At 57.6% G+C, this 2,429-nt stretch carries 3 protein-coding genes; all 3 read right to left on the minus strand.

Annotation, left to right across the window (positions count from 1 at the left end):
* Positions 1 to 586 (minus strand): peptide arginase family protein (locus AC1DU6_RS27495; protein WP_477861005.1); only part of this gene is annotated, 586 nt, incomplete at its 3' end.
* Positions 583 to 2,202 (minus strand): GapS1 family protein, encoded by a 1,620-nt coding sequence (gapS1, locus tag AC1DU6_RS27500; RefSeq protein WP_477861006.1) that lies wholly within the window; start codon positions 2,200 to 2,202, stop codon positions 583 to 585. The genes AC1DU6_RS27495 and gapS1, both read right to left, overlap by 4 nt.
* Positions 2,199 to 2,429: hypothetical protein (locus tag AC1DU6_RS27505; protein ID WP_477861008.1), on the minus strand; the 231-nt coding region annotated here is incomplete at its 5' end. The genes gapS1 and AC1DU6_RS27505, both read right to left, overlap by 4 nt.

Genomic DNA, 2,429 nt, shown 5'->3' on the forward strand with positions numbered 1-2,429 from the left:
CCATCACTGCGTTCTTGACGTGGTGACCCACCGTATCCAGAAACTGGAGTACCTCGCCGTCAGTCCAAAGGTCACCGTCTTCCCAATCGTCGGAACGGTTGAAGAGGTCAAGGCAAAGGTCAAAGATGAGTGGACGCCCCGGCATCACGGCAGCCAGGGTTTCGACATCTTCATGGAGAGTCTGCGAGACATCGAGCTGGGCGCACATCTCGCCTGAAATGCCTTCATCGGTGCCATCGTCCTGATAGCAGAAGAAGTGAACCTCCGAAACCGTTCCGCGGCGTATTGCTGGAGCGATGAACGAGTCATATCGGATGAACTCGTCGTCGAAAGTCATCGCCTCCAGTTCGGTCAGGTCTGCACCGGCAAGCTTGCGGCGTGCATCTTCGTCCCAAGCAAAATCGTCGACACCGTCCCAGTGAAAATCCGCGTGAATCAGCGCATATGGCGCACTCGCAGCTTGCGCTCGATGTCGCTCCCACGCGAGTAGCGCCCACTTGTGGTTGTCCATCAGCCACACGTCATGGGGCAACTCAATGAGCAGCGAGTCCTCCTCGGTGAGGGACTGGTAGTCGATTGAATTCATGTTTGAGCATCTACCTTCGCAGCATGTTCTCCGAGCTCAGTGTCTTCTGCCTCGGCCTCGTCGCTGTCATCCCCCGAGCCCCACTCACCCAGCTCACGAATCCGCGCTTCTGACTCGTCGCGAGCGGTCAAGATGAGGTCAGGCAGCCCCCAGCTACTGACATACTTTTCAAGATATGCGTCGAAGAGGATGGCCGAAGTAGAAGGGTCCCGATTGCGCTCTACAGCCYCTTTCAATAGGTCGGGCAGCTTCACGTTTCCCGCAGATACCGCAGTTGATAGCCTCTCGAAGTTCTCAATGGAAATAACGAAGACGTTCGTCAACGGAAGGTTCTCTCTGCAGGCGTCATCCGGATAGGTGAACTCGCCTTCCCTATACAAGCGAAGCAGCATTTCTCCACTGCCGACAAAGAGTTCTCGGCTAGTCACCACCAGCAAGTAGTCCCGCTCCGCCGTCTTGCAGGCAGGCACGGGACTCTCGACAGCACGAACGTCCTTGCCGACGCTCCACGCTTGTTTGATGCCATCGCGAATCTTCTTTGTCTTTTGAAACGCCTGTACCTCGTTGTCGACCAGCAAAGCGTCATCTCCAAACAGACTCATCTTCGCTTCGACCATGACGTTGCAATCGCCACAGGGGATCAGGGCCTCCACATTGCTCGGCTTGCTCCCGTGAATAAGGGCCTGGTACTGGTCGTCAAGAATGGCCCCGCCGTCCATAGCTTTGGCCAGCTCCATCACATAGCGTTCGAACAACCGGCTGAACGGCTGCGTGTATTGGCCCTGAAGACCTGACAGACGAAAGTGCACGATTTCTTCAAGGCCGCGCGCAACTATCCTCGGATGCCAACATGCATACCGCCCGTCTCTCTTCTTGAGGAACGGGAAACGCTTGAGGTACGGCGGCTCGTGCAACTCCTGCCCAAGCGGCAAGCGTGAAGCGCCCTCTTGCTGCATCTCAGCGCGCATGCTTATCAAGTCGCGCGCAACGAGTTGCCACATTGCGTCCACGCTCTTGCCGTAGGCCTTCTGCATCGGTGCCAGCCAATCCGCGGCGAAGGACGTCGTTCCATCCATGACAGCGGCGATCAAGCAAAACGCGAGGTCCATGAAATGCTCAGGAGGCATTCCAATTTCGCTGACGAACTGCCGACGTGACGGGTGGCTGTTGGGCTGCCTGGCGATGAGTGCAGGCCAGCGAAGGTATGTCCATCCTTCAGGCCGCTGGAAATCAATCTGCTGAAAAAGTGCGCGCAGCATCAGGTACATGTTGTCCGGCTTCTTGCGCTTGTATTCGGCCCCGACAAGGTCAAGCATCATTTGGCGCAGAGCATTGAAGTCATGCTCGGACACCGGGCTACCAGCCCGTAACGGGACATAGGGGTCTCGCAGGGCCCACTTCAGCATCAGCAGGATGTGCCAGGGTGCCGTGTGAAGCCCCTCGAGCTTTGTTGGGTAGGTCGCCCACAGAACTCGGTGTGCTGCCGAAACAAGTGACTGAACCGAGTACCTGCGGAGCCGCTGTAGAACCGCAGCACGACCTGGCTCCCTGTGTTCAGCCGGCAGCTCAGTGCGGTAGACGTACTTGTAGGGAGACTTTTGGCGGAATGAGGTCATACAGGAGCATCTTGCAAGCCCTTCGCCGGCCAGTCGCCCAATTCGCGGCGCATGGCCTCATAGACATCTGTGGGTAGGCCGGGCCGAGGTTCACCGGCCGACGAGCGAGTCTGGAGGTGTGGGAACCGCTTGAGATGCCACGGGTTGTCCACGGGAAATATCCAGCCCTTCAGGTTGGTTCGCGGAAATTGGTCGTGTGTCAGGTCTACCAGGACGTCCCCCACCTC

This window comes from Roseateles sp. P5_B10, from assembly GCF_056400485.1.